Genomic DNA, 26,212 nt, shown 5'->3' on the forward strand with positions numbered 1-26,212 from the left:
TAAGTATTTTAACAAGAAAAATCTCTTGAAAATCCTGTTGCACCCGTGCGAGCAAGATTTTGAATGCCATAAGGCTTAATGACACGAAGTAAAGCATCAATCTTATCACCATCACCTGTTACTTGAATGGTAATTGATTTTGGTGCCACATCAACAACACTCGCTCGGAATGGTTGAATAACAGCTAAGATTTCAGCACGTTTACTTGTCGGAGCTGTCACCTTAACCAAAATTACTTCGCGTTCCAAATGCGGAATATCAGTGATATCACGAATGCGAAGCACATCAATCAAACGATTAAGTTGTTTAATGATTTGCTCAACTTCTTCCAAATTCTCAACATCAATAATAGTCGTAATGCGAGAAACATTTGGTTCCATTGTCTGCCCAACTGATATAGACTCAATATTAACCTGCCTTCGTGACAGGACACCAGTAAAGCGATTGAGAACACCTGTTGAATTTTGAAGTTTAGCTGTTAACATTCTACGCATTGAACTTCACCCCCAACATCTCACTATTTGATTTTCCTGATGGTACCATCGGATAAACTTGTTCACGATTTGAAATTGCCAGTTCAATTAGCATCGGTTTATTTGCGGTAATGACCTTCAAGTCTTCTTCTAATGTGTTTGGATTAGTGAACTTGTAATGCGTAATACCATAAGCTTCAGCCATCATTTGGAAATTTGGTTCATCATCAAAGGTTGACTCGCTTCGATGCTCATCGTAAAACGACTCTTGCCATTGACGAACCATACCAAGTGAATGGTTATTAACCAGAACTACTTTAATCGGAACACCGTAACCATTTAACAAAGCTAGTTCTTGGTTTGTCATTTGGAAACCACCATCACCAACAAAAAGAATGACTTCTTTATCAGGATTAGCTAACTTGGCACCAATTGCAGCTGGAATACCAAATCCCATTGTGCCGAGTCCTCCAGATGTAATCAACTGTCGTTCATTTTTGTAAGGGTAAAATTGTGCTGTCCACATTTGGTGTTGACCAACGTCTGTAACAACAATCGCATCACCATCAGTGACTTTACCAATCGTTGCAATAGCATGTTGTGGCTTAATCACCGACTCATCAAAATCATAACTAAATGGCGCTTTCGCTTTATTAGCAAGAACAGAATCTGTCCAATTATCATGACGTGTCTTGACCCCATCTTCATCAAGAAGAATTTGTAAAGTGCGCTTGGCATCACCAACAATCGGAATCTGTGTTTTGACCACTTTTCCAATCTCTGCTGGGTCAATATCAACATGAGCAACAACTGCTTTTTTAGCAAATGTTTTGGGATTTCCTGTTAAACGATCAGCAAAGCGCGACCCAAAGTTAATCATAAAATCACACTGTGTCAGAGCCATATTTGATGCATACGATCCATGCATGCCCCCCATCCCCAAAGAAAGTGGATGATTGATTGGCATAACCCCTAAACTCAGCAATGTTGAAACAACAGGAATGTTATAACGCTCTGCAAAAGCGATTAACTCCTCAGATGCCCCAGAGTAATTCACTCCGCCACCAGCAATAATCAGTGGACGTTTTGCTTTCTTCAGCTGCGTTAAAATCTTTTTAACCTGTAAAAGATTTGGTTCAATGGTTGGTTGATAACTTGGAAGGTTAACCGTCGGATCATAATAAAATGATGTTTTAGTTGCCGAAATATTTTTCGGAAGGTCAATCACAACCGGTCCAGGTCTACCAGTTGTCGCAATGTGAACAGCTTCCGTCACAATGCGTGGGACATCTGCCACATCACGGATCTGATAATTATATTTTGTAATCGGCATCGTAATTCCAATAATATCGGCTTCTTGGAAAGCATCTTTACCGATACCTGGCATACCAACTTGACCAGTGAAAACAAGCAATGGAACACTATCACTCATCGCATCAGCAATTCCAGTAATGGCATTTGTCGCACCAGGTCCACTTGTTACAATCGCAACACCAAGACTACCAGTTGATTTGGCATAACCTTCCGCTTCATGGAGGGCACCTTGCTCATGACGTGACAGAATATGACGGATACCCTCAAAATTATAAATCGCATCATAAAGTGGTAAGACTGCCCCACCTGGGTAGCCAAAAATTGTATCAATTCCTAGACTAGCCAAGGTTTCCAATAATAACTCTGATCCATTTTTGGGTTCTTCTAATCTAATCTGATTCACGAGCTCCTCCTTTTTCTATATATTTTGAATTATCTAAAAATTAAAACAAGTTATATCTATGATAACATTTAAAAAAAATAAAGCAAGTGAAAGTAGCAATAAAATGCTAACTTTCACAAATTATCTTTAACTTTACTTTTTATCTTGGCTTTCGCGTTCTGCTTTACGTTCTTCAAACTCTTCTTGAGTCATCATTGACCCACCAAAGTTTGCAGATGAAGCAAAGGCTGTATAACGGCGCAACCAACCACTAGAAATTTTTGATTTAAATGGTTTCAAATGTTTGCGACGTTCTGCTAAAGTCTCTTTATCAACAATCAGATCAATCGTGCGATTAGTCAAATCAATATAGATTTCATCACCATCTTCAATAAGTGCGATATTTCCACCTTCTGCTGCTTCTGGCGATACGTGACCAATTGCAATACCACGTGTAGCTCCAGAAAAACGTCCATCTGTGATAAGAGCAACATTTTTACCAAGACCACGTCCAACAATTTTAGACGTTGGCGCAAGCATTTCAGGCATACCAGGACCACCTTGAGGGCCCTCATAACGAATCACGACAACATGACCTTTTTTAACGGTACCATTATCAATTAATTCGAGCGCTTCATCTTGAGAATCACAACAGATAGCTTTTCCTCGGAAAGTCTTAACAGAAGGATCAACACCGCCGACTTTGATAACCGCGCCATCTTGTGCAATATTTCCATAAAGAACTGACAAACCACCTACTGGAGAAATTGGGTGTTCAATTGGATGAATGATTTCTTCGTTTTTAATTTCTGCACCAGCTACATTTTCTTTCAGAGTCTTACCAGTAATCGTAATGCGATCACCCTTAATGGTTCCTTTTTTAATCAATTGATTGATAATTGCTGAAATACCACCTGCTTCTTGAACATCGTGCATCGTGTAAATGCTTGATGGTGCAATTTTAGAAAGATATGGTGTCTTCTTAGCAATTTCATTGATATCAGTAAGGTCATAGTCAATACCTGCCTCACGCGCAATAGCAAGTGTGTGAAGAACTGTGTTAGTTGACCCACCCATAGCCATATCAAGTGCAAAGGCATCGTCGATAGCTTCTTTTGTAATAATATCTCGTGGACGCAAATTATTTTTAACATTATCCATCAAGTGTTTTGCTGCTTGTCTTACCAATTCACGACGTTGGTCTGATACAGCAAGGACTGTACCATTTCCTGGAAGAGCAAGACCAAGAACTTCCATAAGAGAGTTCATTGAGTTAGCTGTGAACATTCCTGCGCAAGAACCACACGTTGGGCAAGCATTTTGTTCCAAATAATCTAATTCTTTTTTAGACATATCACCAGCTTGATAAGTTCCGACAGCTTCAAAAAGACTTGACAGCGTTGCTTGGTGACCTGTCATATCAACGCCACCTTTCATCGGACCACCTGAACAAAAGACTGCAGGTACATTGGTACGAAGTGCAGCTAAAATCATACCTGGTGTAATTTTATCGCAGTTAGGAATATAGAAAACACCGTCAAACCAGTGTGCATTGATAACTGTTTCAGCAGCATCTGCAATGATTTCACGAGATGGAAGACTATAACGCATTCCAATATGCCCCATAGCAATTCCGTCGTCTACACCAATGGTATTGAACTCAAAAGGAATACCACCCATTTCACGGATAGCTTCCTTGGCGACATCTGCCAATTCACGCAAATGAACATGTCCAGGGACAATATCAATATAAGAATTACAAATTGCGATAAATGGTTTTTGCATGTCTTTAGCAGATTTTACTTGCCCGGTTGCATAAAGAAGACCTCGGGCTGGTGCTTTATCCACACCTACCTTAATTATGTCACTTCTCATCTGTTTTCTCCTATCAATTAAATCTTACACACCATGTTAACACTTTAAAAAATAAAGTCAAGTAATTTTCAGAAAATTTTGTTAGTTAACAATTTTCTCTCTATTAGATGTTTAATTGACACTTTTTATTTGTGAAGACAAAAAAAGAAAGCACCGAAGTGCCTCCTTTATCTTTTATCAAATAATATATTATTCAACACTCATCAAGTATGGATAAACTGGTTGTTTACCTTCGTGAATTTCAACTTCAACGTCTTCGTAAGTTGATTCAAGGTAATCAGCCATTTCTTCAACCAATTCTTGATTTCCTTCTTCACCAACGTAGATAGTGACAATTTCGCTATCTTCGTCAATCATTTTAGCGAATGTTTCTTTCAAAGTAGCTGTCATATCAGGGTTTGAAACCACGATTTTACCATCAACCATACCAAGGTTGTCATCTTTGTGGATTTCAAGACCATCGATAGAAGTATCACGAACAGCAAGTGTTACACTACCGCTAACAACATCTGAAAGACTAGCAGTCATAGCTTCAACGTTTTCTTCTAATGATTGAGTTGGGTTGAAAGCTAGCAAGCTTGTAAATCCTTGAGGTACAGTACGTGTTTCAACAACTGCGGCTGGTACTTCAGACACTTCTGCTGCTGATTGTGCAGCCATGAAGATGTTTTTGTTGTTTGGCAAGATGATAACATTTTTAGCATTAACAGCTTCAATTGCTTTAACGATATCTTCTGTAGATGGATTCATTGTTTGACCGCCTGAGATAACGTAGTCAACACCTTGTGATTTAAAGATATCAGCTAAGCCATCACCAGCACATACAGCAACAATTGCAAAGTCTTTTACTTCTTTGCTAGCAGCTGCAGCTTGAGCTTGATCTTTTTCAAGAACAGCATCGTGTTGGTTACGCATGTTATCAACTTTAACTTTTTTAAGAGCTCCATATTTAAGACCTTCTTGAAGGACTAAACCTGGATCTTCTGTGTGGACGTGAACTTTAGCAATTTCATCGTCATTAACAAGGATAAGTGAATCACCTAGACCACCCAAGAATCCTTGGAATTCATCGTAGTTAAATTCTTTTACATAAGTAGGACCTTGTTTAAGAGCAACCATGATTTCAGTACAGTAACCGTATTTGATATCTTCAGTTGCAACGTGTTCAGCTACAGATTTGTGGTGTTCAGTGTTAATCATTTCGGTCATAACCGCTGGAGTTGCTTTGAAATCTTCAGAAGCAATGTATTCACCAGTCAAAGCAGATAAGAAACCTTCATAAATAAAGACTAAACCTTGACCACCTGAATCGACAACACCAACTTCTTTCAAAACAGGAAGCATTTCTGGTGTTTTAGCAAGTGCGCCTTTTGCACCTTCAAGTGCAGCACGCATAACTTCAACAGCGTCATCAGTTTCTTCTGCTTTTTTAAGAGCAGCTGTAGCAGCGCCACGAGAAACAGTCAAAATAGTACCTTCTACAGGTTTCATAACAGCTTTATAAGCCACTTCAACACCTGATTGGAAAGCGTGAGCAAGATCTTTACCAGTCAATTCTTCTTTATCTTTGATTGCTTGACCGAATCCACGGAATAATTGAGATGTGATAACACCTGAGTTACCACGTGCACCCATCAAAAGACCTTTTGAAAGGATTTGTCCGACTTCTCCAACTGTAGATGCAGGTTTGTCTGCAACTTCTTTGGCACCATTTTCAATTGTCATTCCCATGTTTGTTCCTGTGTCACCATCTGGTACAGGGAAAACATTAAGGGAGTTTACATATTCTGCTTGATTTCCAAGACGAGTACTAGCAGCTTGAACCATTTCTTGGAATAAACTTGTTGTAATATTTGACACTAATCTTCTCCTACAACTTTAATATTTTGTACGTAAACATTCACCATGTCTGCTGAGAGGCCAAGTTGATTTTCAAGATTAAACTTGACACGTTCTTGAATGTTCTTAGATACTTCAGAAATTTTTACACCATATGACATTACTGTGTAAACATCGACTGAAATACCACTTTCTGTTGATTTGACAACAACACCTTTTGCGTAGTTTTCTTTACGCAGAAGCGCTTGAAAATTATCCTTAAGAGCACTTTTACTTGCCATACCAACAACACCAAAAATTTCTGTTGCTGAACCGCCAACAACAGTTGCAATTACGTTGTCAGATAACTCAATCTGGCCATCCTTTGTATTAATTTTCACAGTCATATTTACTACCTCAAAAGTTTTAATCAGTTTATTTTACCATATATTAGCCGTATTGTAAAAAATAATGGAAAAATACCGTTTACAAAACAAAGAAAAAAGCCTTTCGGCTTTTATTTTATACGCGTTCAACTTTACCAGATTTAAGCGCACGAGCTGATGCCCAAACTTTTTTAGGTTTTCCATCTACAAGAATAGTAACTTTTTGAAGATTTGGTTTAACTGCACGTTTAGTTTTGTTCATTGCGTGTGAACGGTTGTTTCCTGATACAGTCTTACGACCTGTGAAATAACAAACTTTAGCCATTTTATCTGCGTCCTCCTACTTAGATTATAGGTGTTTTACACCACATACCATAAAATGATAACATATTGGACCTAATTTAGCAAGTATTTTAGTCAATAATCATTAAAAAAGTTTTAGAAAAAGGTATATTATTTCTAAAGCTGCCGGAAAAATAAGAGTCTTTTGGAAACAAAAAAAGTCCCAAATATGGGGACTCTTCTTCCTTTTGCCGATTGCAGGAATTGAACCTACGACCTACGCGTTACGAGTGCGTTGCTCTACCGACTGAGCTAAATCGGCTAACAGGTTCATTATAGCACTCGCTAAAATAATGTCAACAAAAGAAGCGATTTCTAAAGAAAAAATCAAAAAAACTTCCAAAAAGGGAAGTTTTTTTAACGAAACGAAGTCTGATTAAGCTTTGTTAGCTGAACCAAATACGTCGATACGTTCTTCAACAGCTTCAGTAATAGCTTCGAAACCTGGTTTCAAGAATTTACGTGGGTCGAAGAGTTTTTTCTTATCGTATTCTTCTTCGTTTGCTTCGTATTCAGCAACAAATTTACGAGTAGCTTTAGCGAATGCAAGTTGACATTCAGTGTTAACGTTAACTTTAGCTACACCAAGTTTGATAGCCGCTTTGATTTGATCATCAGGGATACCTGATCCACCGTGCAATACGATTGGGAATCCAGGAACAGCAGCAGTTAATTTTTCAAGGTGATCAAGGTGAAGACCTTTCCAGTTTGCTGGGTATGGACCGTGGATGTTACCGATACCTGCTGCAAGGAAGTCGATTCCTGTAGCAACCATAGCTTTAGCATCTTCGATTGGAGCAAGTTCGCCGTCACCGATGATACCGTCTTCTTCACCACCGATAGTACCAACTTCAGCTTCAACTGAGATACCTTTAGCGTGTGCTTTAGCAACAACTTCTTTAGCTTTTTCAAGGTTTTCTTCAAGTGGAAGGTGTGAACCGTCGAACATAACTGAAGTGTAACCAACTTCGATACATTCTAATGCATCTTCAAAATGACCGTGGTCAAGGTGAATAGCAACTGGTACAGTGATACCCATTGATTCTACAAGGTTTTCAATAAGTGCTTTACAAAGTTTGTAACCACCCATGTATTTTGCAGCACCCATTGAAGTTTGGATAAGGATTGGAGCTTTTTTAGCTTCTGCTGCACGTAAAATTGCTTGAGTCCATTCAAGGTTGTTTGTGTTAAATCCACCAACTGCATATCCGTTGTCACGGGCTGCTTTGACAAATTTTTCTGCTGAAACGATTGCCATTATATAGGCCTCCTATTTATTTTTTGGGATAATCCCTTTTACACGTACATTTTATCACAAATCTCATCAGATTGCTAGCGTTACTTGAAATTTGACTGATTTTCTATGAAAAAACGCCCACAAATAACAAAATTTACTGAAAATGAAAGCTTTATTTCATACTATTACTTTCCATTGAATAACAAAAAAGACAAGCCTTAGCTTGTCTGCTCTGCGGAAAGAGGGACTTGAACCCTCACGATCTAAAGCGATCACAGGATCCTTAGTCCTGCGCGTCTGCCAATTCCGCCATTTCCGCTGTTCCTTAACAACATAAATAATTATATCAGTGATTCTTGTTTCTGTCAACACTATTTTTCATTTTTTTGCAAAAAAGCTGAAATTTTTTCAAAATATGTTGTTGGATCAGTTTCAAACGACTTCGCATGACCCGCACCTTTTGCTATATAAAGCTCTTTCTCACCTTTTGAAGCACGATAGTTTTTGTAAACCATACTTGTCGGAACAAATTCATCTTTACTACCGTGAATAAAAAGAGTTGGTCGTTCATTTTTCTTAAGCTGATTAATACAGCTTGCTTGTCCATATGAAAATCCTGCTCTAATTTTTGAAACAACTGAAACTTCATAGACTAATGGGAATGAAGGTAGGTTGTACATTTCTTTAGCTTGATATTTTATCTCATCCCAGACACTGCTGAACCCACAATCTTCAATAATATTATCGACTTGTTTCGGTAAAGAGTCTTCTCCTGAAGCCATCATGACAGTTGCAGCTCCCATTGAAACTCCAAATAAAGTGATTTGACTGTTAGAGTTCTCTAAAGCTAGTAGCTCAGCCCACTTAATAACATTTAGTCGGTCATTCCAGCCAAAACCAATAATCTGCCCTTCACTTTCACCGTGAGACATATTATCTGGCATAAGAACATTATAGCCCATCTCATGGAACATCCATGCGTAAGGTTTCATATCTTCTTTTTTACTATTAAATCCGTGAACTACAATGACAGTCTTATTTGTTTCATTTGCTGCAGGAACATACCAAGCATCTTGTTTTAAACCTTGATTAGTCATCCAGCGTGTTTCTTTTGATAATTGATCAAAATTTTGTTCGTAAGCATATAATGCATTATCTTTTGAACGCGCCTTGTGATTGATAAATGATTTTTCTTCACGAACTTGTGCAACGTGGAAAAAATAAAAACTTGCCCCAATACTTGTGACAAATAACAGTGCAACAATCCATAATAAAACAATACGTTTTCTTATTTTTCTGATTCTCATTTTTCTCATGCTCACTATTATACTATTTTTTCTAAAAATGTGAATACTTCCTTCATATAAAGTGTTTTCAAAAAAATACCCGTCAAGCCATAAAGGTTTGACGAGCATTTCTATCCATTATTTACTATTTTCAATTGCCGCTGTAACAAAGGCTGTGTAAAGCTCTTCTGGACGGTTTGGACGGCTTTGAAGTTCTGGGTGATATTGAGCAGCCACGAAGAATTTTTTCTCTGGCAATTCAACAACTTCCATCAAACGGTTGTCTGGAGAAACACCTGAGAAGACGAAACCAGCCGCTTCAAATTGTTCACGGAATTTAGTATTAAATTCATAACGGTGACGGTGACGACGTTGAACAACTTCTTGGTTGTTGTAAGCTTGTGCTGCATGTGAGCCAGCTTTCAATTTACATGGGTAAAGACCTAAACGAAGTGTTCCACCCATGTCTTCGATATCGATTTGGTCACGCATGATATCAATGATTGGGTATTTAGTATCTGGGTCAAGTTCTGTAGAGTTTGCACCTTCCATGTTCAAGACGTGACGAGCAAACTCAACACATGTCAATTGCATACCAAGACAGATACCAAGCATTGGAACATCTTTTTCACGCGCATATCGAATTGCTTCAATCTTACCTTCAGTACCACGTTGACCGAATCCACCAGGAACGATGATACCGTCAGCATCACCAAGCATTTCATCAACGTTGTCAGCGTTCAAATCATTAGCATTAACCCATTTAAGGTCGATAGCTGCATCGTTAACATAACCTGAGTGTTTAAGTGCTTCAACAACTGAAAGGTATGCATCTGGCAATTCAACGTATTTACCAACAAGAGCAATTTTAGTTGATTTTTTAAGATTCATAATCTTATCAACCATTGCTGACCATTCTGACATATCAGCTTTTGGTACATCAAGTTTCAAGTGGTCGCAAACGATTTGGTCCATGTTTTGAGCTTGCATGTTAAGTGGAATTTGATAAATGTGATCCACATCAAGTGACTCAATAACAGCTTCTGGAGCAACGTCACAGAATTGTGCCAATTTATTTTTAATATTTTGACCAGCAGGTTTTTCAGTACGAATAACCAACATATTTGGTTGAATACCAAGACCACGCAATTCTTTAACTGAGTGTTGTGTTGGTTTAGTTTTCATTTCACCAGCAGCTTTAAGGTATGGTAGAAGTGTTGTATGAATGTACATAACATTATCTGAACCTACATCTGCTTTCATTTGACGAAGTGCTTCAAGGAATGGAAGACTTTCAATATCACCAACTGTACCACCAACTTCTGTGATGATAACATCTGAGTCAGTTGTTGTCGCGGCACGTTTGATTTTTTCTTTCAAAGCATCTGTGATGTGTGGGATAACTTGGACAGTTGCACCAAGATATTCACCTTTACGTTCTTTACGAAGAACTTCGCTATAAATTTTACCAGTTGTTACATTAGAATATTTGTTAAGGTTGATGTCAATAAAACGTTCATAGTGACCAAGGTCAAGGTCAGTTTCAGCACCATCGTCTGTCACGTAAACTTCACCGTGTTGATAAGGGCTCATTGTACCTGGGTCAATGTTAATATAAGGGTCAAATTTTTGGATAGTTACTTTAAGACCGCGGTTTTTCAAAAGACGACCAAGACTTGCAGCCACGATTCCCTTACCGATAGAAGAAACAACACCACCAGTAACAAAAATATACTTAGTCATTAAATAAAACTCCTTTAAAATAAAAAATGATAGCAAACGATAAGTGCTTGAAAATTAAAAAGCAAAAGAACATCAAATAATCAGCAACATTATTTGACAGATAAAAAGTAAATGTCCAATTACTTTTAGGAAAACAAAAATAGCTCCCTAAAAAGTTAGGGAGCTTTTCTCCGACCTCTAAAAAAGAGGTGCCCGAATAATACTATAAACTATCCAGAAACTTTTGTCAAATGATAAGACAAAGTTTTTTTAATTAAACTTTTTTGATTTAGATATTATTCTTCGTCTAAATCGTCGTCTTCATCATCTTCTTCGTTGATTTCAACGTCTTCATCCAAATCTTCATCTGGAATAATTTCGTTGATTTCAGAATCGTATGATTCAACTTCAGATTTTTCATCATCTGGATTTTCATCATCGTATTCCATATCTGAAGATTTTGCAGAATAATCATCATCTTCTGGATCATCATCTGAATAATCGATAGCATCTTCATCACCGTCCATAAACGCATTTACACGTTTGCGTTTACGTTTAGGTGCTCCATTTTCATCATCTTCAAGTGTAATGATTTCTTCGTCGATTTCATCGATAGCATACCATGAACGAAGTCCCCATTTGTTGTCGCCAAGTGGAATAAAGCTTCCATCAACGTTCAATGCAGAATAAAAATATGGTAATGCTTCACGAATTTCTGCATCTGATTTTTCAAGGTAATTTTGGATCTCATTTACAAGATCGCTGAAATACATTTCATGATCACGTCCACGTTCTTCAAGGATGGCACGTGCAACTTCAATCATTGAAAGTTCGCTTTTTTCTTGTCCAGCAAATACTTCTAATTCCAAGATAGTTCTCCTTATTAATCTTAGGATATGGGCAAACAGCCACAAAAAACCTATTATCTTAATTTTCGTTACTCTCTATTTTACGCTAATTTTGCCAATTCGTCAAAAGATTTATCAAAAATTCCTGAGAAATGCATAAAAAGAAAGTGAGACAAACCAAGTTCCTGCAAAGAATTGTTTAAGATCAGAAATCTAGCTTGCTAAGCAGGCATCACTAATTAATGGTGCATAAACATGGCATCTTCAATTGTATGGGCACAAAAAAGAAGCTGAGCACTTTTGTGCCAGCCTCTTTTTAATTATTTATCTAAAGATAAATTATTTTACTTTAGCAGTACTTGTTACCACTTCAACAGCTTTCTTCATAGCGATGTCGTGTTTAAGCATGTCTGCTGAAAGAAGGTTACGAACTTGTTCAACTTCCATGTTGTATTCTGAAGCAAGGTCATTGATTTCTTTTTCGATTTCTTCGTCAGAAGCTTCGAATCCTTCTGCTTTAGCGATAGCTTCGATAACAAGGTTAGTTTTAACACGTTTGTCAGCGTCAGCTTCGTATTGTTTGTGAAGGTCTTCTTCAGTTGTACCAGTCAATTGGAAGTACATTTCTGGAGAGATACCTTGACGTTGCATGTTGCCCATGAATTCATTCATAGCGCGGTGAACTTCGTCGTGAACCATTTCTTCTGGCAATTCAACGATTTCAGCGTTAGCAACAGCCAATTCAAGTGCAGCACCTTCAACAGCATCGTCAAATGCGATTTCTTTAGCTGATTCAAGTTCTTTACGGTATTTAGCTTTCAATTCGTCAAGAGTTTCAACTTCTTCGTCGATGTCTTTTGCAAGTTCATCGTCAAGAGCTGGAACTTCTTTAGCTTTAACTTCGTGAACAGTTGTAACGAATTTAGCATCTTTACCAGCAAGATCTTCTGCTTGGTATTGTTCTGGGAATGTTACGTTAACTTCTACAGTTTCACCAGCTTTAGCACCAACTAATTGGTCTTCGAAGCCAGGGATGAATTGACCTGAACCAAGTTCAAGTGAGAAGTTTTCACCTTTACCACCGTCGAATTCAACACCGTCAACTGTACCAACGAAGTCGATAACAACAGTGTCACCAAGTTCTGCAGCGCCTTCTTTAACGATAAGTTCTGCAAGGTTGTTGCGTTCGCGTTCTACTTTTTCGTCAACTTCGGCGTCAGTTACTTCTTTAGTAGCTTCTACTGAAACTTCAAGGTTTTTGTAGTCACCAAGTTTAACTTCTGGTTTTGTAACAACTTCAGCAGTCAAAGTCCATTCTTGACCTTTTTCCATTGATTTGATATCAATTTTTGGTTGTGCAACAACATCAAGGCTAAGTTCAGCAACTGCTGCTTGGTAAGCTGCAGGAAGAAGAGCGTTCAATGCATCTTCGTAAAGAGCTTCTTCACCAAATTGTTGGTTGAATACGGCACGTGGCATGTGACCTTTACGGAATCCAGGTGCGTTCAAATTTTTCTTAACTTTGTTGAATGCTTGATCAAGAGCTGGTTTGATTTTATCTTGACCGATTGTGAATGTAATCACGCCACGGTTAGTAGCTTTGTTTTCAAATGATACAGACATGAAGTCATTTCTCCTTAAAATTTTATATACAGTTTAGTTTAACATATTTCAGGCTTTTTTGTCAAAGAATAGTGCTATATCAAGGGTTTTAGGCGCTAAGTTTTTTTGCTTGATTTCAGCATTTTTCACTGTCAATTTTTGTTTCAAAAAACAAATCAATAAAGACTTGCTTGACGTGTATTTTTTTAATAAACTATGGGTATGAACATTATTTCAAAATATATCGAACGTCTGCAGGTAGAAGAAATTGCAGTTGATATCATCTCAAAAATCGTATCACTTCTCCTTCTTCTTATCGTATTTTTAATCGCAAAACGCGTGTTAAATTTCATTTTCACACACGCTATTGCAAAATCAATTTCATTTTCACGACAGACTGAAGCTCGCAAAAAAACCATTGTCAAATTGCTTCACAACATCATGAATTACACCCTTTATTTCTTCTTTATTTATTGGATGCTAAGCATTCTTGGTGTACCTGTCTCTAGTCTACTTGCTGGGGCTGGACTTGCTGGGGTTGCCCTTGGTCTTGGCGCACAAGGTTTCTTAACTGATGTTGTTAATGGTTTCTTCATCTTGCTTGAAAATCAATTTGAAGTTGGGGATTCAGTTGTTATCGGTTCTGTCGAAGGAAATATTTCAAGCGTTGGTATTCGCACAACGCAAATCCGCGGTTTTGATGGGACATTACATTTTATTCCTAACCGCAACATCACCGTTGTTTCTAACAAATCACGCGGCGATATGCGAGTTCAGATTGATATCCCAATCTATGCTCACACAGACTTGGAGAAAGTATCAAATATCATTAAAACCATCAATAAAGAGCAGTTACCTGATTTCCCTGAAATCGTTGGTAGTCCGACAATCCTCGGCCCACGTACAAATAGCACTGCTCAGTTAGTTTTCCGCGTTGATATTTTCGTACAAAATGGTAAACAAAACTATATCTATTCTAATTTTTATCGTCTTTATCAAGAGGCACTTTTGGAAAACGATATCTCTCTACCAACCATGTACGCTAACCCAACACTTTCAAAATAACAAGACAAGAAAAAGGTTGAAGTTTAACACTTCAACCTTTTATTTTTAAAATTTACGAATTGGATCAGCGGTGTAAGTCGCACGCGCACCACCAATTAATTTTGGTCGGCTAGCTAAAGCTGTGACATGCGCACCACCTAACTCGCGCTGTACCGGAATTAATGGCACTTGCACGCGCTTAACATGCATTCCAATAAATGTATCACCAATATCAAGACCAGCTTGTGCCACAATTTCTTCTACTTCTACAGGATCTTGCATGAATTTAAAAGCAGCAACTTGACCACTTCCTCCAGCGTGCAGATTTGGAATGACATTAACGATTTCTAAATCCTTTTTCTCAGCCAGTTCACGTTCTACTGTCAAGGCACGATTCAGGTGCTCACACCCTTGAACTGCCAAATAAATGCCACGCTCAGTCAATTCTTCAACAAGTGTTTTTACAATCACTTCACCGATTTCAGCGCTGCTATTTTTTCCAATCAAACCTCCAGCCACTTCACTAGATGATAATCCAAGGACAAAAATTTGTCCTTTTTTAATGGCAGATCGTTCAATAATATCAACGACAATCACTCGTGTTTGATTCGCTAAAGCCTTTAAATCCATACTAAACCTCCGTACCTATTTATTTTCAAAACGTTGATAAGCCAGATAAACGAAGTAACCAACTAACATTCCAAAAAGATTTTGCAAAAGATTTCCAGGAATACCAGCCAGAGCTCCTCCTAGACCATAACCTAAAAGAAGAGCCGCTAAAAAATACCAGCCAACCATCAAAATACTAGCCAGAATAAGCCCTAGAATGCGTTTTTTTGCAGTCCATCCTGCAAAATACCCTTGCGCTCCATGAGCAATTAAACTGTGAAACATGTATTGTGGATAACCTAACAACAGGTCGATGAGAAAGCCAGATAAGCCACCAACAACCGTTCCAGATTTTGAACCTAAATAATAAGCCGTAAAATAAATACCAACATCTAACAGGGTCAAATAACCCGTCGGCGTTGGGACATGAATAAACGCCAAAACAACACTCAAGGCAGTCAAAACAGCCATTAGGGTTAAATGATATGTCTTAGTCCTGCTCATAATTTTGTTTTACTCCATATTGGTCTGAGTGACGAATCGCTTGAAAAACAAACTCTTTTGATTCAGCAACTGCTTCTTTAGGTGATTTTCCAAGTACTAGCTGACTTGCAATACTTGATGCCAAGGTACAACCAGCACCAATATTATTTGTGTCAAGAATGTCATTTTCAAAGACTGAAAACTCACTACCATCATAAAATATATCGATAGCTTTTTCTTTACTTAAACGATTTCCACCTTTGATGACCACATTTTTTGCACCCAAATCATACAAACGCTTAGCTGCAGCTTTCATATCATCTAAAGTTTTAATTGACGTTTGTGCTAATAGCTCTGCTTCTACCAAGTTAGGTGTGATGATTGTAGCATATGGGAAAAATTTCAAAAGTTCATCACGCAGAGCTGATACTTCAACATCATGTTTTTCCTTACAAACCAAAACTGGGTCAAGTACAATTGGAATTTCTATATGAGATTTAACAAATTCAAGTGCTAAGTCAGCAACATCCACATTCGGTAAAAGTCCAAGCTTGATACCTGAAAATGGAACATCCTTGAGGCTATTTAATTGATGCGCAAAAACGTCATTATCTGTTGCAAAAACTTCAAACCCTTTGTCAGTCACTGCTGTCAAACAAGTTACCGCTAAAAAACCGTGCAGATGATTTGTCGTATAAGTGGCCAAGTCAGCATACAAACCGCCACCACTAAAAATATCATTTCCAGAAATTGCCAAAATGTACTTATTCGTCATAAATAATCTCCTTCAAATAAAGACCGTTACCCGCAGCCGTAGGTCCAGCTAAATCACGATTTTTAGACTCCAAAACCGTCTTAATCTGACTAACTGGCATACGACCATTACCAATTTTAAGCAAAGTCCCAACCATATTGCGGACTTGTTTATAAAGAAAACCATTTCCACTGAAAGTAAAGACAAAGAAACCAGTTTTTTCGTCAATGTCAACCGTTGCTCGTGTAATCGTGCGAACTTTATTTTCTACAGATGTTCCTGAAGCTGTAAATCCTGTAAAATCATGTGTCCCCACCAAATCCTTGATAGCTTCCTGCATTAAAGCCAAATCTAACGGATATGGGTAATGCGTCGCATAATGGCGCATCATCGGATTCTTAGGACGACCAGCATCAACTAAAAATTCATAAGTTTTACTGTGTTTATTATAGCGAGAGTGAAAGTCATCACTGACTAATTCAACCTTCACCACGTCAATGTCTTCTGGAGATTGCGTATCCAAGCCAAAACGCAATTTCTCAACATCACGCGCTTGAGGCAAATCAAAATGAACGACCTGACCATAAGCATGAACACCAGAATCCGTACGACCAGCACCATGTACTTTGACAGGAGTGCCACTGTTTAACTTCTGCAGCGTCTTTTCAAGTTCTTCTTGCACCGAACGTTCACTCGGCTGACGCTGAAAACCAGCAAAAAGCCCACCATCATATGAAATTGTTGCTTTATATCTTACCATGTGAGTATTTTATCACCTTCCTAAGAGACTTTCCAGAAAATTTCGAACAATCTGTCCCCATACAGATTTTACCATAAAAAAAGAGACCGGAAAATAGATTCCAATCTCTTTTTAGTTTTCAATTATTCACCATCAAAGGCGTCTTTAACTTTGTTGAAGAAACCTTTTTTCTTAGGATTTACAACTTTGTCGCCACCTGCTTGCGCAAATTGTTTAAGAGCTTCAACTTGTGCATCGTTAAGTTTTGTTGGTGTCACAATATTAACAGTAACGTGTTGGTCACCTTGACCGCCACCACGTAATTTTGGAGCACCTTTACCTTTAAGGCGGAACGTCTTACCAGTTTGTGTTCCAGCTGGAATTGTCATTTCAACATCACCATGGACAGTTGGTACTTCCACAGTGTCACCAAGAGCTGCTTGAACAAAGCTGATATTCATTGTGTAGTAAATTGTTGAACCATTACGTTCAAATTTATTACTTGGTAAAACATTGATGATAACAAAGAGGTCACCATACGGTCCACCGTTAAAGCCGGCCTCACCTTGACCTTGCAAGCGAATTTGTTGACCTGTTTCAACACCTGCTGGAATTTTAACAGACACTTTGTGTGTTTTCTTTTCGTGTCCAGTTCCGTGACAAGTATGACATGGCTCTTTGATTTCTTTACCTGTACCATGACAGACGTCACAAGTTACTTGGCGACGCATCATACCAAGTGGTGTTTGTGTATCAACGTTAATCACACCTGAACCATGACAGCGACTACATGTCACAGGGCTAGTTCCAGGTTTCGCACCTGAACCTGAACATGTTGAACATGTTGATTCACGGTTGTAGGCAACTTCTTTTTCAACACCAAAGACAGCTTCTTCGAATGTCAAGTTAACACGGTATTGAAGGTCATCACCTTGGCGAGGCGCATTAGGATTGCGCATTCCTCCGCCACCACCAAAAAAACTTGAGAAAATATCTTCAAAGCCACCAAAGCCAGCTCCATCGAAACCACCAAAACCACCAGCTCCGCCATTAAAGCCACCGTTAGATCCAGCAGGACCGTATTGGTCGTAAGCTGCACGTTTTTGCTCATCACCTAGCGTTTCATAGGCTTCTTGAACCTTTTTGTACTGTTCTTCCGCACCAGGTTCTTTATTAATATCTGGGTGATATTTTTTAGACATTTTGCGGTATGCTTTTTTAATTTCAGCTTGCGAAGCGTCTTTAGATACACCCAAACGATCGTAAAATTCTGTATTGTTCATAATTATAATATTAAGCCGTTAAGCGACTCAAAGAAAAATAGGAAACTGTCCGACGATGCTTGCATCTAGGTAAAGTTTATCTTTTTTTCACAGAGTCGTAGGCGTATTCCAATATATAAAATAAATTTTACGCCCTTTTCAGCCTGTGTCCACTTCTGAACACTTTTCCTTTCTACATCATCTAGAAGGTTATTAAATTAATCGTTGACTTTGTCTATTTACCCAAAAGCAGAGGCTGGGTTGCAACCTCTGCATTTAGATTTATGTTTTCAACTTTTGAGTTTCAACCCAATGTCATTTGTCTAGAAGACTAAATTATTTTTCAGTGAATTCACCGTCTACAACGTCGTCACCATTGTTTTTAGATGAGTCAGCTGATTGAGCACCTTCAGCACCTTGTGCTGCTTGCTGTGCTGCAGCAGCTTGTTCATACATTTTCACTGCAAGTGCTTGAGCTTTTTCGTTAAGAGCTTCAAGTTTAGATTTCATATCTTCAAGGTTGTTAGCTTCTTGAGCTGCTTTCAATTCATCAAGAGCTGATTGAGCAGCATCACGTTCTGTATCAAAGCCTTTACCTTCAGTTTCTTTGATTGTTTTTTCTGTTGCAAAGATTGCTTGGTCAACTTCGTTACGAAGATCAACTTCTTCTTTACGTTTAGCATCAGCTTCTGCATTAGCTTCTGCGTCTTTCATCATTTTTTCAATTTCTTCATCAGTCAAACCTGAGTTAGATTGAATAACAATGTGTTGTTCTTTTTGAGTACCAAGGTCTTTAGCTTTAACAGATACAATACCGTTTTTATCGATATCAAATGTTACTTCGATTTGTGGGATACCACGAGGTGCAGCTGGGATATCAGTCAATTGGAAGCGACCAAGAGTTTTGTTATCTGCAGCCATTGGACGTTCACCTTGAAGAACGTGGATATCTACAGCTGGTTGGTTATCAGCAGCTGTTGAGAAGACTTGTGATTTAGAAGTTGGGATTGTAGTGTTACGGTCAATAAGTTTTGTAAATACACCACCCATAGTTTCGATACCAAGTGACAATGGAGTAACATCAAGAAGAACAACGTCTTTAACATCACCAGTGATAACACCACCTTGGATAGCAGCACCCATAGCAACTACTTCATCAGGGTTAACTGATTTGTTTGGTTCTTTACCAGTTTCAGCTTTAACAGCTTCAACAACAGCAGGAATACGAGTTGAACCACCAACAAGGATTACTTCGTCAATTTCTGAGATTGAAAGACCAGCATCTGAAAGTGCTTGACGAACTGGTGTTTTAGTACGTTCAATAAGGTCACGAGTCAATTCATCAAATTTAGCACGTGAAAGGCTTGTTTCCAAGTGAAGAGGTCCAGCAGCTCCTGCAGTGATGAATGGAAGTGAGATTTGTGTTTGTGTAACACCTGAAAGATCTTTTTTAGCTTTTTCAGCAGCATCTTTCAAACGTTGAAGAGCCATTTTATCTTGGCTAAGGTCAATACCGTTTTCGTTCTTGAATTCAGCAACTAACCAATCAATAATCTTTTGGTCGAAGTCGTCACCACCAAGTTTATTATCACCTGCTGTAGCAAGTACGTCGAAGACACCATCACCAAGTTCAAGGATTGATACGTCGAATGTACCACCACCAAGGTCGAATACCAAGATTTTTTCATCTTTATCAGTTTTATCAAGACCATATGCAAGAGCAGCTGCAGTTGGTTCGTTAACAATACGTTCTACTTCAAGACCAGCGATTTTACCAGCATCTTTAGTTGCTTGACGTTGAGCATCGTTGAAGTATGCAGGAACTGTGATAACTGCTTTTGTTACTTTTTCACCAAGGTAATCTTCAGCGTAACCTTTAAGGTATTGAAGAATCATTGCTGAGATTTCTTGTGGAGTGTATTCTTTACCGTTTGCAGATACTTTTTCAGAAGTACCCATTTTAGATTTGATAGAGATAACTGTATCTGGGTTTGTTACTGCTTGACGTTTTGCAGCATCACCAACAATGATTTCACCATTTTTGAATGAAACAACTGATGGAGTTGTACGGTTACCTTCTGGGTTAGCAATGATTTTTGATTCAGTTCCTTCAAGAACTGCAACAGCTGAGTTTGTTGTACCTAAGTCAATACCAATAATTTTAGACATGTTCTATCCCTCTTTTTTATTATGAATTTATCTTTATTTACTTTCAGTTATAGTTTAATGACATTGCGGTCAAGCCAATTAGTTGTAAACAATGACCATTGCTGGACGCAGGAGACGTTCGTGAAGTTTGTAACCTTTTTGAAGAACTTGTGCAATGCTATCTGCTGGATGTTCATTATCTGCAGGAAGTGTTTGAACAGCCATGTGCAAGTTGTGGTCAAAATTTTCAGCGATAACTTCTTCAACGCCTTCTTCGTTAAGCGCGCGAATCAAACTATCACGTGTCATTTCAAGTCCTTTTTTCACATCATCAGTCAACCCCTCAACAGCAAGTGCACGTTCCAAATTATCCAAACTTGGCAAGATAGCTTTTGCTAAATCTTGTGAACGATATTTTTGCAATTGTTGACGTTCTTCGTTAGCACGACGTTGAATATTTTGCATTTCAGCATGTGCTCGAAGATATTTGTTTTCAAAATCTTCAGCACGTTCAAGTGCTTTTTGCAATTCTTCGTTTTGAGCCTCTTCTTGAGGCTGTTCTTTTGTTTCTTTTTCAGTCACAACATCAGTGGTTTCAACTTCTTCTTGAAGTTCTTCATTTTTAGTTTCTTCTGACACTGTTTCCCTCCCTATCTTTTTATCAAATTAAATTAAATTAATTACTAAACTTAGTTGACTTCATAATGATTACTATTAAGATAACGGTAGTAATCACCAAGTTTCATCGCTAAGACTCGCCCGATAACATTAACCAAGCTAACACTTCTGCGATAATCCATATCAATCGGACCAATCAAGCTAAGAAGCCCAAATCCACGATAAGGAATCAAAAACTTATGTGTCAAAACAGTCACATCTGCTAAGGATGGTTCTTGACTATCTGCGACCTGAACATTTGCAACCTCATTTTCTTTCATAGAAGAACGAAGAGCTACTGCAACTCTCTGGTCATTATCTAGAAAACGATAAGTTTCTAAATCAGCATAATCAAGTGAGTTAACTTTACCAGCTACGAAAACCAGTTCTCTAAACAATTCTGCAAAAATATAATCAAACAAATCCAAAACGTTGTCTGTAACAGTAAAATACTTTTGCAAAACCTGAGGAATTTCAGTTCGTAACTTATAATGAATATCCATCACCGTGCGTCCGAGCAACCGCTCGTCAACGATTTCCTTCAATGTCACTAAATCCTTCAACATAAAATTTTTTGGAATAGCAAATTGAATCGTTGCTGGTTTTGATTCATCTAAAGTTATAACAGCTAAAGCATCATGACTTGATAATTGAACAATATCAAAAGCTGTCAGTTTTTGTCGAGCTGGCTCAACATCCAAAATCACCGATGTATAACTAGTCATATCTGCTAAAACTTGACTTGCTTTTTGCAAAATATCATCAAGCTTGAAAGCTTCAAAATCAAAAGCCTTAACAACCTGATAAATATCGCGTTCATCAATAATATCAAGAGTCAATGAATGTTCAACGAAATATTTAAATCCAGCAGCGCTTGGCATACGCCCACTTGATGTATGTGCCTTTTCAAGCAATCCTAGTTTTTCAAGTTTTGCCATATCATTTCGGATAGTTGCACTACTTGAATCAATCGTCGCTTGTAAAGTTTTAGAGCCAATAGGTTCATGCGTCTGCGTAAATAATTCAACAATTAAGTTTAAAATATCACTTTGACGTTGTGTTATCATAACCTCGCCCCTTTCATTTTTAGCACTCATATACATCGACTGCTAATTTATAATTCTATTATACTCCTCTAAAAAACAGTGTCAAGGAAAAAGCGTAAAAAATTAGCACTCTTTTAAATAGAGTGCTAATTCGTTATTTATCGTATGAAGTTAAGTTGTTTTCTTCAATGATTTTAACCAATTTATCCGCATAATCAGGATCAGTACTAAAGGACATATCTTGCAATGCTTGGGCTAATTTCTTATACCCTTTATCTGAGACCATCAGCTCATAAGCTCCTTTGCTATTGCTAATTTTTTCCTCCTTTAAAAGAGCAAAGTAATCATAAATCGCATCATCCCATGATTTGTAAACCGCAAATTGTCCGATTTCAGTCTGCCATTCGTTGACAAAATAATGCCTGTACTTAAGAGTGATTATCTTATCTCCTGGCTGAGCAGCAACTGCAAATAAATTATGATACTTTGATGCTAATAAATAGCGACCATAATTAGATTCCAGAGCAGCTTGTGCCATCACTATAGATGATTTAACACCGTATGCACTCGCTACTTCCTGAACACTTGGAGCGATTGTGTCAAAAAACTCTTTCTGAGTATAGGAAACTTTTTCAACTTTATCAGCATTCGGTATAGCACGATGAGCATACAATGGTGAAAAAATTCCAAATACCAAAACAGCAAGAAAAATCAGAAATTGGACTAGAGAAAATCGAGATTTCATCGCTTATTCTCCTTCAACAATGCAATATATTCTTCAAGACTTAAATTGTTTTCAGTCATGTATTTTGCAGATTCCTTACCAACGTAGCGGAAATGCCAATCTTCATAATCAACACCAGTTGACTCCATTTTTCCTTTTGGAAAACGAAGTACGAACCCATACTCTGGAGCAATTGCTGTCACTTTTTCAACAACATCAGCATCACTTTGATTAAGATAATTTACAGTACTCATATCCATAGCTAAACCAGTCTGATGTTCACTAGCTCCAGCAGGCTGTGAATATGTTTTTACCAGATCTTCAGCTTGCGATTGCGTCAAACTTGAATCAGCTGCCATTTCTTGTGAAACATATGAATTAAATAACTCCTCTTGGTAAGCTACACTGCGATAACCTGAGATTAAATGTTCACTAGCATCAATAGCCTGCGCTGCTGCTAAAAAATTACGAGCATTATCAGCAATACGAGAATCTACAGTAATATTATCAATTTGAGTCAAATCAGGATTCATTTCTGGAGTGACATTATCACGATTAACCAAAACCAACTCCCAATCCTTCGTTGAAACATCAGGTAAGTCCGAATTCTTTACCTTAGACTTTTCAGATGAAGACACACTGGTTGAAGTCGTCTGACTCATCGAAACGTCCTTAACTTTTCCTTCCATTGAAAAATGGCCGCCTTGGACAAAAATAAATATTCCAAAAATAAAAATTACAATAATCAGTAACCCTACAATTAGGGTTGGTAAATTACGCTTTTTTCTCATCTTTTCTTTCTTCTAATAATTGTCTACCACGAAGACGGTAACTAACATCTCCGATAGACTCAATAGTAAATTTTCCCTTTTCAAAGCTAACAACTGTCACACTGCCGTTATCTAGTCCTAAGCCACGCGGAGTAGTTGGATCGATTAACCACAAGAAAGTTCCGATTGTCATCCCATGACTAACAACAATGGCATTACCACCTCCTGATGCTTCAATCTTTTTAGCAATTGCTGTGAATCCCTCTAAAATACGCTTACTCAAAACAGGCCAAGTTTCAGCCCACCCAGCAGTATCTACCTTATAAATCCCTTCAGCCAATTCTTCATAGGTTAGCTTTGTCATATCCTTATCAAATACTCGAGGCAAGACACCATTGAACAATTCACCATCATAGCCACCATCAAGACTACCAAAACACCACTCTCTGATGCGCTTATCACGAGTGTAAGGAATATTTTCTTGATGACACTCTCGCAATATGATTTCCATTGTCTGCAGAGTTCGACCACTATCACTTGAAAAAGCTTCTTTAAAGACCAAACCGGCATCTTTCAAGCCAACACCAAGTTCCTTAATACCTTGTTCACCTTTATCAGTCAAAGGAGTATCACTCCATCCTTGAGCACGACCAATTGTGTTAAACATAGTCTTACCATGACGAGCAATATACAATCTTGTTTTTTCCATCAGCTTCCTCCTAAATCAACCAGAAACAAATAGAGACAGTTTTAACAAAATAAAAATAGTCTAAAGACTTTAATGCCACTTTATTATATCATATTTTCTTGAAACCCCTTCACTCAAAATACAGTCTCCCCAAAGAAAAAGCCTAAGATAGTCTTTGAAATCTATCCTAGGCTATTATCATCAAAATATTGTCTAAACTAGTTTTTAAAACTGTGAACAGGTGCTGGAATTTGACCACCACGGTGAATAAAATCAGCAGAAGAATTGTGATTAACACTCATGACTGGTGCTGCACCAAGAAGGCCACCAAATTCAATCATGTCGCCTTCCTTACCTTTTGGAATAATGCGCACAGCAGTTGTCTTTTGATTAATCACACCAATTGCAGCTTCATCAGCAATCATTGCAGCAATCGTTTCATGAGGTGTGTCTTCAGGAATCGCAATCATATCCAAACCCACTGAACAAATAGCTGTCATAGCTTCTAATTTTTCAAGATTCAATGAACCATTTTGAACAGCAGCAATCATTCCTTCATCTTCAGAAACAGGAATAAAAGCACCAGATAGACCACCAACTTGGTTACAAGCCATGATACCACCTTTTTTAACTTGGTCATTCAACAATGCTAGCGCTGCAGTCGTACCGTGAGTACCTACTGCTTCAAGTCCCATTTCTTCAAGAACACGTGCAACAGAGTCCCCAACTGCTGGTGTAGGTGCAAGAGAAAGGTCAACAATACCAAATTTAACACCCAAACGTTCGCTAGCCATTTGACCAACCAATTGACCAATACGTGTAATCTTAAAAGCTGTTTTCTTAACTGTTTCCGCAACGACATCAAAACTTTCACCGCGAACTTTTTTAAGAGCACGTTTAACAACACCAGGACCAGAAACACCAACGTTAATGACAACATCAGCTTCACCAACACCATGGAAAGCACCAGCCATGAAAGGATTATCTTCAACCGCATTAGCAAAAACAACTAATTTTGCTGCACCAAGATCAGATAATTCAGCTGTCTCTTTAATAATACGTCCCATGTCAGCAACCGCAGTCATATTGATACCAGATTTTGTTGAACCAATATTCACAGACGAACAAACTTTTTCTGTTTCAGCAAGAGCACGAGGAATAGAATTGATCAGAATCTCATCACCCTTTTGATAGCCTTTTTGAACCAAGGCAGAAAATCCACCGATAAAATCAATACCAATCTCATGAGCAGCTTTATCTAGGGCATGTGCCAAAAGTAAATAATCCGTTGCATCAGTTGCAGCACCAATAATTGAAATAGGAGTAACAGACACACGTTTATTAACAATTGGAATCCCCAACTCAGCAGCAATTTCATCTCCAACTTCAACAAGAGAACCAGCCTTTTCAACAACTTTTCTGTAAATCTTATCAGCTGCCTTATTGATGTCAGGATCAATACAATCTAAAAGAGAAATTCCCATAGTAATCGTACGTACATCGAAATTTTGCTCTTCAATCATAGCAATCGTTTCAGTGACTTGTCTAATATCCACAGGTAGCCTCCTTAAATATTGTACATGGCATCAAAAATTGCCGAACTTTGAATGTTAATTTTGACGTTTAGAGTTTCACCATAAGCTTCAAATTCAGAACGAAGTTTTGTAAAATCTTGTTTTTCGTCTGATGAAACAACAGCCATCATTGTGAAGAAATCATCCAAAACAGTTTGAGAAATATCATCAATGTTCAAACCAAATTCAGCAATTTTAGCTGAAACGCCCGCTACAATACCTGCCTTATCTTTTCCGACTACAGTAATAATTGCTTTCATGAGAAGCCTCCAAAATTAATATTTGTTCAATTTTACCACAATTTTCTGAAAAATTCCATTTTATCTGAAAAATAATTCGTTTTTAACGAATTATTTTAGATTTTTTACGAATATCTTTCATATTTCAACTTTATATTCCGAATGATAATTCCATAATTGAAACAAAACG

General features: G+C 37.9%; 25 protein-coding genes and 2 tRNA genes. 1 reads left to right on the forward strand and 26 read right to left on the reverse strand.

Annotated elements, in window-relative coordinates; all coding sequences use genetic code 11:
• Positions 1–8 precede the first annotated feature (8 nt).
• From ilvN to tig, 13 genes are all read right to left on the reverse strand, one after another.
• Complete coding sequence (ilvN, locus tag HMPREF0819_RS07595) at positions 9–494, reverse strand: acetolactate synthase small subunit (protein WP_003067605.1); 486 nt, start codon at positions 492–494, stop codon at positions 9–11.
• Positions 487–2,190 carry an acetolactate synthase large subunit gene (locus HMPREF0819_RS07600; RefSeq protein WP_003067607.1) on the reverse strand — a complete coding sequence of 568 codons (1,704 nt, stop codon included), beginning with the start codon at positions 2,188–2,190 and terminating at the stop codon, positions 487–489. The genes ilvN and HMPREF0819_RS07600 overlap by 8 nt, the downstream gene beginning before the upstream one ends.
• 132 nt (positions 2,191–2,322) lie before the next feature.
• The gene (gene ilvD / locus HMPREF0819_RS07605; RefSeq protein ID WP_003067609.1) at positions 2,323–4,044 is read right to left on the reverse strand and encodes a dihydroxy-acid dehydratase; all 1,722 of its coding nucleotides are present in this window, start codon (positions 4,042–4,044) and stop codon (positions 2,323–2,325) included.
• A gap of 189 nt (positions 4,045–4,233) precedes the next feature.
• Entirely contained in the window at positions 4,234–5,904 is a 1,671-nt protein-coding gene (locus HMPREF0819_RS07610; RefSeq protein WP_003067611.1) for a DAK2 domain-containing protein, read from the reverse strand.
• Positions 5,904–6,269 carry an Asp23/Gls24 family envelope stress response protein gene (locus tag HMPREF0819_RS07615; protein ID WP_003067614.1) on the reverse strand — a complete coding sequence of 122 codons (366 nt, stop codon included), beginning with the start codon at positions 6,267–6,269 and terminating at the stop codon, positions 5,904–5,906. Before HMPREF0819_RS07615 ends, HMPREF0819_RS07610 begins: the two co-directional genes overlap by 1 nt.
• A gap of 115 nt (positions 6,270–6,384) precedes the next feature.
• Positions 6,385–6,573, reverse strand: a complete 189-nt coding sequence (gene rpmB / locus HMPREF0819_RS07620; protein WP_002885786.1) for a 50S ribosomal protein L28 — start codon at positions 6,571–6,573, stop codon at positions 6,385–6,387.
• Positions 6,574–6,779: 206 nt separating this feature from the next.
• Positions 6,780–6,852, reverse strand: a tRNA-Thr gene (locus tag HMPREF0819_RS07625).
• Positions 6,853–6,966: 114 nt separating this feature from the next.
• The gene (locus HMPREF0819_RS07630; protein WP_003067616.1) at positions 6,967–7,848 is read right to left on the reverse strand and encodes a class II fructose-bisphosphate aldolase; all 882 of its coding nucleotides are present in this window, start codon (positions 7,846–7,848) and stop codon (positions 6,967–6,969) included.
• Positions 7,849–8,060: 212 nt separating this feature from the next.
• Positions 8,061–8,146: transfer RNA gene (locus tag HMPREF0819_RS07635), tRNA-Leu, on the reverse strand.
• Between the two features lie 52 nt (positions 8,147–8,198).
• Positions 8,199–9,128 carry an alpha/beta hydrolase gene (locus tag HMPREF0819_RS07640; RefSeq protein WP_413081337.1) on the reverse strand — a complete coding sequence of 310 codons (930 nt, stop codon included), beginning with the start codon at positions 9,126–9,128 and terminating at the stop codon, positions 8,199–8,201.
• 123 nt (positions 9,129–9,251) lie between these two features.
• On the reverse strand, positions 9,252–10,856 hold the full coding sequence (gene pyrG / locus HMPREF0819_RS07645; protein WP_003067619.1) for a CTP synthase: 1,605 nt from the start codon (positions 10,854–10,856) through the stop codon (positions 9,252–9,254).
• A gap of 275 nt (positions 10,857–11,131) precedes the next feature.
• Positions 11,132–11,704 (reverse strand): DNA-directed RNA polymerase subunit delta, encoded by a 573-nt coding sequence (rpoE, locus tag HMPREF0819_RS07650; protein WP_003067620.1) that lies wholly within the window; start codon positions 11,702–11,704, stop codon positions 11,132–11,134.
• A 318-nt stretch (positions 11,705–12,022) separates the two neighbouring features.
• Entirely contained in the window at positions 12,023–13,306 is a 1,284-nt protein-coding gene (gene tig / locus HMPREF0819_RS07655; RefSeq protein WP_003067622.1) for a trigger factor, read from the reverse strand.
• 201 nt (positions 13,307–13,507) lie between these two features.
• Between tig and HMPREF0819_RS07660 the strand changes: the two genes are divergently transcribed.
• Positions 13,508–14,350, forward strand: a complete 843-nt coding sequence (locus tag HMPREF0819_RS07660) for a mechanosensitive ion channel family protein (protein ID WP_044023467.1) — start codon at positions 13,508–13,510, stop codon at positions 14,348–14,350.
• A 45-nt stretch (positions 14,351–14,395) separates the two neighbouring features.
• Here the strand turns inward: HMPREF0819_RS07660 and HMPREF0819_RS07665 are convergent, their stop codons facing one another.
• From HMPREF0819_RS07665 to HMPREF0819_RS07725, 13 genes are all read right to left on the reverse strand, one after another.
• A complete protein-coding gene (locus HMPREF0819_RS07665; protein ID WP_003067625.1) occupies positions 14,396–14,959 on the reverse strand; it encodes a TIGR01440 family protein in 564 nt (187 codons plus the stop codon).
• Positions 14,960–14,974: 15 nt separating this feature from the next.
• Complete coding sequence (locus tag HMPREF0819_RS07670) at positions 14,975–15,442, reverse strand: ECF transporter S component (RefSeq protein WP_003067626.1); 468 nt, start codon at positions 15,440–15,442, stop codon at positions 14,975–14,977.
• Positions 15,429–16,196 (reverse strand): bifunctional hydroxymethylpyrimidine kinase/phosphomethylpyrimidine kinase, encoded by a 768-nt coding sequence (locus HMPREF0819_RS07675; RefSeq protein ID WP_003067627.1) that lies wholly within the window; start codon positions 16,194–16,196, stop codon positions 15,429–15,431. The genes HMPREF0819_RS07670 and HMPREF0819_RS07675 overlap by 14 nt, the downstream gene beginning before the upstream one ends.
• Positions 16,186–16,935 (reverse strand): tRNA pseudouridine(38-40) synthase TruA, encoded by a 750-nt coding sequence (truA, locus tag HMPREF0819_RS07680; RefSeq protein WP_003067628.1) that lies wholly within the window; start codon positions 16,933–16,935, stop codon positions 16,186–16,188. The genes HMPREF0819_RS07675 and truA overlap by 11 nt, the downstream gene beginning before the upstream one ends.
• 122 nt (positions 16,936–17,057) lie before the next feature.
• Positions 17,058–18,197, reverse strand: coding sequence for a molecular chaperone DnaJ (gene dnaJ, locus HMPREF0819_RS07685; RefSeq protein WP_003067629.1), 1,140 nt, complete (start codon positions 18,195–18,197; stop codon positions 17,058–17,060).
• Positions 18,198–18,512: 315 nt separating this feature from the next.
• Positions 18,513–20,345, reverse strand: a complete 1,833-nt coding sequence (gene dnaK, locus HMPREF0819_RS07690) for a molecular chaperone DnaK (protein ID WP_003067630.1) — start codon at positions 20,343–20,345, stop codon at positions 18,513–18,515.
• Positions 20,346–20,423: 78 nt separating this feature from the next.
• Positions 20,424–20,963 (reverse strand): nucleotide exchange factor GrpE, encoded by a 540-nt coding sequence (grpE, locus tag HMPREF0819_RS07695; protein ID WP_003067631.1) that lies wholly within the window; start codon positions 20,961–20,963, stop codon positions 20,424–20,426.
• Between the two features lie 50 nt (positions 20,964–21,013).
• Positions 21,014–22,048 carry a heat-inducible transcriptional repressor HrcA gene (gene hrcA, locus HMPREF0819_RS07700; protein ID WP_044023465.1) on the reverse strand — a complete coding sequence of 345 codons (1,035 nt, stop codon included), beginning with the start codon at positions 22,046–22,048 and terminating at the stop codon, positions 21,014–21,016.
• A gap of 133 nt (positions 22,049–22,181) precedes the next feature.
• Positions 22,182–22,772, reverse strand: coding sequence for a glycoside hydrolase family 73 protein (locus HMPREF0819_RS07705; protein ID WP_003067633.1), 591 nt, complete (start codon positions 22,770–22,772; stop codon positions 22,182–22,184).
• Positions 22,769–23,542, reverse strand: coding sequence for a M15 family metallopeptidase (locus HMPREF0819_RS07710; protein WP_003067635.1), 774 nt, complete (start codon positions 23,540–23,542; stop codon positions 22,769–22,771). Before HMPREF0819_RS07710 ends, HMPREF0819_RS07705 begins: the two co-directional genes overlap by 4 nt.
• The gene (locus tag HMPREF0819_RS07715; protein ID WP_003067636.1) at positions 23,526–24,230 is read right to left on the reverse strand and encodes a histidine phosphatase family protein; all 705 of its coding nucleotides are present in this window, start codon (positions 24,228–24,230) and stop codon (positions 23,526–23,528) included. Before HMPREF0819_RS07715 ends, HMPREF0819_RS07710 begins: the two co-directional genes overlap by 17 nt.
• A 197-nt stretch (positions 24,231–24,427) precedes the next feature.
• Positions 24,428–25,765 (reverse strand): PFL family protein, encoded by a 1,338-nt coding sequence (locus HMPREF0819_RS07720; protein WP_003067638.1) that lies wholly within the window; start codon positions 25,763–25,765, stop codon positions 24,428–24,430.
• An 11-nt stretch (positions 25,766–25,776) separates the two neighbouring features.
• Positions 25,777–26,043 (reverse strand): ACT domain-containing protein, encoded by a 267-nt coding sequence (locus HMPREF0819_RS07725; protein WP_003067640.1) that lies wholly within the window; start codon positions 26,041–26,043, stop codon positions 25,777–25,779.
• Positions 26,044–26,212: the final 169 nt, after the last annotated feature.

Origin of the sequence: Streptococcus equinus ATCC 9812, assembly GCF_000187265.1 — a bacterium.
Taxonomy (GTDB): Bacteria; Bacillota; Bacilli; order Lactobacillales; family Streptococcaceae; genus Streptococcus; species Streptococcus equinus.